At 58.3% G+C, this 6,956-nt stretch carries 7 protein-coding genes; 4 read left to right on the forward strand and 3 right to left on the reverse strand.

The genetic code is table 11. From position 1 onward, the window contains the following. Positions 1–3: 3 nt before the first annotated feature. Genes ABJO75_RS07900 through ABJO75_RS07910 form a run of 3 tightly spaced genes read right to left on the reverse strand, consistent with a single transcriptional unit; the run spans position 4 to position 2,983 of the window. A complete protein-coding gene (locus ABJO75_RS07900) occupies positions 4–1,347 on the reverse strand; it encodes a TRAP transporter large permease subunit (RefSeq protein ID WP_348124507.1) in 1,344 nt (447 codons plus the stop codon). After that, complete coding sequence (locus ABJO75_RS07905; RefSeq protein WP_348124509.1) at positions 1,340–1,942, reverse strand: TRAP transporter small permease subunit; 603 nt, start codon at positions 1,940–1,942, stop codon at positions 1,340–1,342. The genes ABJO75_RS07900 and ABJO75_RS07905 overlap by 8 nt, the downstream gene beginning before the upstream one ends. A gap of 6 nt (positions 1,943–1,948) precedes the next feature. After that, positions 1,949–2,983, reverse strand: a complete 1,035-nt coding sequence (locus ABJO75_RS07910) for a TRAP transporter substrate-binding protein (protein ID WP_348124511.1) — start codon at positions 2,981–2,983, stop codon at positions 1,949–1,951. 169 nt (positions 2,984–3,152) lie between these two features. Here ABJO75_RS07910 and ABJO75_RS07915 point away from each other — a divergent pair, with 169 nt between their 5' ends. From ABJO75_RS07915 to ABJO75_RS07930, 4 genes are read left to right on the forward strand one after another with little or no spacing between them, the layout of a single operon-like run. After that, a complete protein-coding gene (locus tag ABJO75_RS07915) occupies positions 3,153–3,878 on the forward strand; it encodes a GntR family transcriptional regulator (protein WP_348124513.1) in 726 nt (241 codons plus the stop codon). Between the two features lie 55 nt (positions 3,879–3,933). Continuing rightward, positions 3,934–4,713, forward strand: a complete 780-nt coding sequence (locus ABJO75_RS07920; protein ID WP_348124515.1) for an SDR family oxidoreductase — start codon at positions 3,934–3,936, stop codon at positions 4,711–4,713. Then, on the forward strand, positions 4,713–5,657 hold the full coding sequence (locus ABJO75_RS07925; protein ID WP_348124517.1) for a 3-hydroxyacyl-CoA dehydrogenase: 945 nt from the start codon (positions 4,713–4,715) through the stop codon (positions 5,655–5,657). Before ABJO75_RS07920 ends, ABJO75_RS07925 begins: the two co-directional genes overlap by 1 nt. A gap of 24 nt (positions 5,658–5,681) precedes the next feature. Then, positions 5,682–6,617: a 3-keto-5-aminohexanoate cleavage protein gene (locus ABJO75_RS07930; protein ID WP_348124519.1), complete on the forward strand. Its 936-nt coding sequence runs from the start codon at positions 5,682–5,684 to the stop codon at positions 6,615–6,617. Positions 6,618–6,956 lie beyond the last annotated feature (339 nt).

Below are 6,956 nucleotides of genomic sequence, written 5' to 3' on the forward strand. Positions count from 1 at the left end.
TCCTCAGTTTGACACGATTGTGGGCAACCACAGCACCAATGCCGGAAACGCGATGCATAGCCCCAGCCCAACGATTTGGATCAGTACGAATGGGATAATGCCGCGATAGATCTGACTGATGCCCAATTCCGGCGGCGCGATGCCGCGCAGGTAGAACAGAGCATAGCCAAAGGGCGGCGTCAGGAACGACGTCTGCAGGTTGACCGCAACCAACACAGCGAACCATGTCAGGGTAATGCCGGAGTTGCCAAAGCCAAAATCCAGCCCGGCGATGATCGGTGCGAATAGCGGAAGGATCACATAGCTGATCTCGATCCATTCCAGAAAGAAGCCTAGTACAAAGATAAGCGCCATGATCAGGAACAGTGTCTGGTAGGGGCCAGACGCGATGGACAGCACCGCATCCTCGATCATGTAGTCTCCGCCAACCCGTTTGAAGATCGCGCTGAACACAGTTGCGCCGATGGCAACGCTCAGGATCATCGCTGTGGTCAGGGTAGTTTCACGCACGCAGTCGATCAGATTCTTGCGGGTCAATTGGCCCATGACGGCGGCAAGGATCGTGGCACCCAATGCGCCGATGGCGGCGGCCTCTGTCGGGGTGGCGACGCCGGCCACAATTGACCCCAGAACGCCGAGTATCAGCAGAACCGGCGCGACCAGGTGTTTGAGCATCAGCATCAGCGCATCGCCGGTCGTTGCGGATTCTGACTTTGGGGCAGGGGGTGCTTTGGATGGATCCAGCCATGTGGTGACCAGGATATAGGCAGCGTATAAGCCACCCAGCATGACTCCGGGGATAATCGCGCCCATGAAAAGGTCCCCGATCGAAATCGACAGGATGTCGCCAACCAATACCAGCATGATCGATGGCGGGATCAGGATGCCCAGCGTTCCCGCCGAGCAGATCGTACCCGCCGCTAAAGGCAGCGAATAGTTCTGCTTGATCATGACCGGCAACGCCATCAGACCCAGCATCACGACGGATGCGCCAACAATACCGGTGGACGCAGCCATGACCACGCCCACAATCGTCACCGACAAGGCCAGACCGCCGGGACGTTGTGCGAACATTTTTTCCAGAGATAGCAACAGGTTTTTGGCGATGTTGGATTTTTCCAGCATCAACCCCATGAACACAAACAGTGGCACGGCCAGCATCAGCCAGTTTGTCAACGTACCCGAGAAAATCTTCGACGAGACAGTGTTCAGGAAAACGAGAGGCACATCCCCGATGAAGGTGAACAAGATGCCGACTCCAGCCAGCACAAAAGCCACTGGATACCCGGAAAAGATGCCGGCGATCAGAACCACGATCATCGAAAGAGGAAGGAAATATTCAGCCATTGAGGTCCTCGTTCACAACAGAGGGCGAGGGGTCCGGACCAAAGATCCGCCCAAGATGGACAAGGACGCGGCCAATGCCGGTGATCCCGAGAAACACAAAGCCGATGGGTAGAAAAGCCTTGATCAGGTAGCGGTCGGACAGGCCGCCATAATCCGATTTTTCGCCGGTATTGTAGGAAAACTCGACAAATGACAGGCTGAGCCATCCAATGATGAAACAGAAAGGCAGCAGAAACAGAACGTCGCCAATGAGGTCAAGCAGCGCCTGTTTGCGCGGACTGAGTTGGCCGTACACAAGATCAACACGGACGTGTTGATCAACGGCCAATGCGTAGGACATGCCCAGCATCACCAGAATAGTCAGCATATGCCATTGCAGCTCGGCCAAACCATTCAGGGTCAGGCCTGTGCCAAAGATTGGAACGTCAGTCTGCCAAGTGGCAATCTGACCGACCTTCATGAGTGAGCCAATGACGGCTGCCAGCACAAGTGCAATCATCGGCAGCAACAGCCAGGCCGCAGCGCGCCCTGGCCATGCACCCGTTTGCACGAGCGCATGGCCGACGCGCTCCAGGGAGGACCGCGAAGATGTCATGTCAGATCAGTTCGCTGCCGGGAGCTGCTGAAGATCGTCCCAGATTTGTGCCTTTGCCATATACTGCTGAATCGACTGGTAGGCCTCGGCCACGATTGGATCGGAGGCGGCGGCATCTGCCAGCACCTCGACAGACGCTTCGCGCAGGGCGGCCAGAACTTCATCAGGGAAGCGCTTGGTTTCCACGCCCATGGAACGGAATTCCTCGATGATTGCACCTTGGGGTTCGGGCGCAGCCGCCAGCGACCAAGTCACGGTTGCCTTACACGCGACGAGAACCTGTTCTTGAATCTCTTCGCCAAAGTCGTTCCAGACGTCCATGTTGACGATCAGAGAATTCCAGCTTGCAGGCTGATGCCAGCCGGGAAAGTAGTAGTATTTAGCAATTTCAGCGAAACCCAGTGATTTATCCACCACGGGCAGCGAGAATTCGGTCGCGTCGATGCGGCCACGTTCCAGTGCAACATAAAGTTCGCCACCTGGGATCAACTGCGTAGAGGCGCCAAGCTTGTTCAGCACCTGACCGCCCATGCCGGAAATCCGCATGCGTAACCCCTGCAGATCCTCTACCGAGTTGATTTCCTTGTTGAACCAACCGCCGGGTTCCGGTGCGGTGATATGGCAAGGCAGAAGTTTAACGTTCAGCGGGTCATAGGCTTTCTGGATGATTTCCAGCCCGCCACCTTCCCACATCCAGCCGGCGAACAAGTCTGGGCCGGGGCCAAAAGGCATAGCGCCAGCAAGGGCTGCAACGGGGATCGTGCCGCCCCAGTAGCCTATGAAATCCCAGCCCGCCGGGATCGCGCCGGTGCTAACCTGGTTCAGCACTTCCAGAGCGGGAACAAGGTCACCTGCACCGTGAACGCGTAGTTTGACTTCGCCACCGGTAGCGATTTCAATGTTCCTGCCAAGCACTTCGGCGCCTTCGCCAAGGAACGGCATATTTTTCGGGAATGTGCTGGCAACGTCCAGCGTATCAGCCTGCACGAGGCTGGTGGTCGCAAGCATAAATGCTGCGGAAAGAGTGGTGACGGTTTTCAATGTTCGTCCTCCCAGACGGTCCGCGCGGGTCTCCTTTCCCGGGCGGTAAGGTATGATTCGTCCCCGGATGGGGCGTGATGCGATGCATTGCTTGCCTGTGTCGCTTGACTTTATCAGGGCGCATTGGCACACTGCGATCGCAGATCAACGATAACTAAAAGGCGTCACAATGCAAGGCGATTCTGCCACCGGCCTCGACGCAGGCGTTGCCCCACTGAGGCGAGATAGCCTGCAACAGCAGATTTACGATCGGCTGTTCACCAGTCTTGTGACCGGTGTATATCTTCCGGGTGATATGATTTCTTCGCGCGGGTTGGCGCAGCAATTGAATGTCAGCGCCATGCCGGTCCGCGAGGCATTGACCCGGCTAACCGCCGAAGGCGCGTTGGAGCTTACCAGTAGCCGCACCTTACAGGTGCGCAAGCTGACCCCGGATGATTTTGACGAGATCACATCCATTCGGATCGTGAACGAAGGTATGGCGGCCGAGCGCGCCGGACGCCTGATCACGGATGAAGGCATCGAGCGAGTCCGTGGGTTACACACGGCTTTGGCCCGTGCAGCCACGGCCGAAGAAACCGACCATTACCTTGCCGCCAACGCCGCGTTTCATGGCGGCATCTACCGCGCTGCCAAATGGCCGCTTTTGCTTAATATTATCAGGCGATTGTGGCTTACTGTCGGACCGTCGATCCGGGTCAGTGTGCCGAGCTCTCAGCATATGGCGACCTCGATGGGCTTTCACGATGAGGCCCTGGCAGCCCTGATCGATCGGGATCCAGAGCGCCTGCGCCTAGCCATCGTCGAGGATATCCGCACCGCCGCCATAGGAATTCGTGCCGCATTATCGGAAGAGGCGGGGGAAGGCGACACGGTAAATCGACCAGCCCGCTGAGGCGGGTCGGATCGTGTCGCAGACAAACAATCACTTAGGGGAGGAACCCGAAACTATGACTGTTCTTGCGTCATTGACGCCGCAAAAGGGCCTGCGCATCCTGATTACCGCTGGGGCAGGGGGGATTGGACAGGCCATCGCCCGTGGCTATGCCGAAACCGGGGCGCGTGTGCATATCTCAGACATCGATAAGGCGGCTGTACAGGCCGTGACCGGTGGTGCGATCACGGGAAGCGTGGCCAATGCCGCGGACGAAATTGAAACCAAGGCGCTGTTCGATGAAGCGCGCGACCGTATGGGCGGGTTGGATGTCGTCATCGCAAATGCTGGTGTCGCGGGCCCGACCGGAAGCGTTCGCGACATTTCACAGGCAGAGTGGGATCAGTGTCTTGAAATCAACCTGCGTGGGGCCTATTTGGCCGCACGCTTTGGTGAAAGTGACCTGAAAGCGAACAAGGGTCTGTTCATAGCTATGGCCTCGGTTGCGGGACGATTGCCCTATGCTTTTCGGACGCCGTATGCGGCGTCGAAATGGGGTGTGGTCGGGCTGGCCAAGAGTTTGGCCGCCGAGTTGGGCCCGGATGGTGTGCGATCAAACGCTATCCTGCCGGGTATCGTCAAAGGCCCGCGCATTGACAAGGTAATCCAGGCCCGCGCCGATCAGGTCGGCGTCTCGTTTGAAAAGATGCGCGAAGAATATCTGTCCAAAGTGTCGTTGCGCCGGATGGTGACGGCCGAGGACATCGCGGCCATGTGCCTGTTCCTGTCTAGCCCGGGCGGATCAAACGTATCGGGTCAGGCGATCAGTGTTTGCGGTGGCGTGGAGACCTTGTGATGAGCGCCCCCAAGATTGCCATAATCGGCAGCGGTTTGATCGGTTGCGCCTGGGCGGTCAGCTTTGCTCGTGGTGGCTGCGATGTTGCCATGTATGACCAATCCGCTTTGGCGGCCAATGCCGCGCCCGCCCGCATTCACGAAATGGCGCGGGACATGGCGGCGGTTGATCTGCTGATGGGACAAACGCCAGACCAGATCGCTGCCCGTATCAGGGTTGCAAAAGGGCTCGAAGATGCCCTGACGGGTGTGGATCACGTACAGGAAAATGCCCCAGAAAAGCTTGAGATCAAAAAGGAGATTTGGGCGGACCTGGACCGGCTGGCCCCAGAGAGGGCGGTCCTGGCGTCTTCAACCTCGGCACTGCTGCCTTCAGCTTTTTCGGAATCGCTCAAGGGGCGGCACCGTTGTTTGGTTGCGCATCCGATCAACCCGCCTAGCTTGATCCCGGCGGTCGAAGTAGTACCAGCCCCGTGGACCGATCCTGAAATTGTAGAACGCACCGCACATTTAATGGAGCGCATAGGCCAGACTCCGATCCGCATGAAGCGCGAGATTGACGGCTTCCTGATGAACCGTCTGCAAGGCGCGCTGCTGCAAGAGGCGTTCCGACTGGTTGATCAGGGTATCGCGTCGCCTGAGGACGTGGATATCGGGATCCGTGACGGGCTGGCCCCGCGTTGGGCGTTGATGGGTCCGTTCGAAACCATCGACCTGAACGCGCCGGGTGGGGTACGCGATTATGTGGCAAGGTACCAGGGAATGTATGTCAACATGGCCCCCAGCCAGCGCGATATCGCCGATTGGTCTGGACCCGCGCTTGAGCAGATCGAAACCGAACGCCGCGCCGCCCTGCCGCTGGATGAAATCCCGCGCGCACAGGCCCGGCGCGACAGCCGCCTGATGGCGCTCATGCAATTTCTGCGCGGCAAAGTCCGCGCATAATTCCCAATCTAGGAGACCCAACCCATGGCAAAGTCCAGCCGCAAGGTTATCATAAGTTGTGCCGTCACCGGTGCCATTCACACACCTTCTATGTCGCCGCATCTGCCGGTGACACCGCAGGAAATCATTTCAGACAGCCTTGCGGCCGCCGAGGCCGGTGCCACAATACTGCACTTGCATGCGCGCGACCCGGAGACCGGAAAACCCACGCAGGACCCCGAGGCGTTCCGCGCGTTCCTGCCGCAACTGAAGCAGGCCACTGGAGCGGTGCTGAATCTGACCACCGGCGGTTCTCCCCATATGACAGTGGCGGAGCGCATGCGCCCGGCGGCTGAATTGCAGCCCGAGGTGGCCAGCCTCAACATGGGTTCAATGAACTTCGGCCTCTATCCGATGCTGGACCGCTTCAAGGAGTTCAAGCATTCTTGGGAGCGTGAGCACCTCGAGAATTCCCGCGATCTGGTGTTCAAAAACACCTTTGCGGATATTCAGCACATTCTAGAGGTGGGTAACGCCAATGGCACCAAATTTGAATTTGAATGCTATGACACTTCGCACCTCTATAGCCTTGCACATTTTGTTGATCGCGGGTTGGTCAAGGCGCCGTTCCTCGTCCAGACCGTGTTCGGCCTGTTGGGCGGCATCGGCGGACACCCGGATGACGTGGCGCACATGAAACGCACCGCAGACCGCTTGTTCGGCGACAGCTACATTTGGTCAGTACTTGGGGCGGGACGCAACCAGATGAACATCGCGGCACAGGCAGCATCGCAGGGTGGCAACGTCCGCGTTGGGCTCGAGGATTCGCTATGGATTGCGCCGGGTAAGTTGGCAGAGAGCAACGCCGCGCAGGTGGTCAAGGTACGCAAATTGCTGGAGGGATTGAGCCTATCGGTCGCTTCGCCGGACGAGGCGCGGCAGATGCTGGCCCTGAAAGGTGCGAATAACGTCGCATTTTAGGGCTTTCCCGGTTGTTGTCACCGACGGCAACCGGGGTTTGGCGCGACCTTCGCAAAAGTGCGCGTGTGTGGAGGCATTGCCATGTTGGACGGTCCCTGTTTGGCGTGGGTTTTCGACGCCGTAATCGTCGCGGGTTGCGGTCATGCGTCCTGCCTGTTTGCACGGCACCGATGATCGTTGGCTCTGGCGTTGTTGCTTGTGTGGATATATATGGACCCCGCCTAATTGCAACGGTCTGCTTGGTTCTGGTTTCGAGGTCGCGATTGCTGATGTATATCCGGCTTCTAAGGGCGGCCCGATATATCGTAGCCGCGAGCCCCGATGGATTTCCGCTTGCTT

The organism is Sedimentitalea sp., assembly GCF_039973035.1.
Lineage (GTDB): Bacteria > Pseudomonadota > Alphaproteobacteria > Rhodobacterales > Rhodobacteraceae > Sedimentitalea.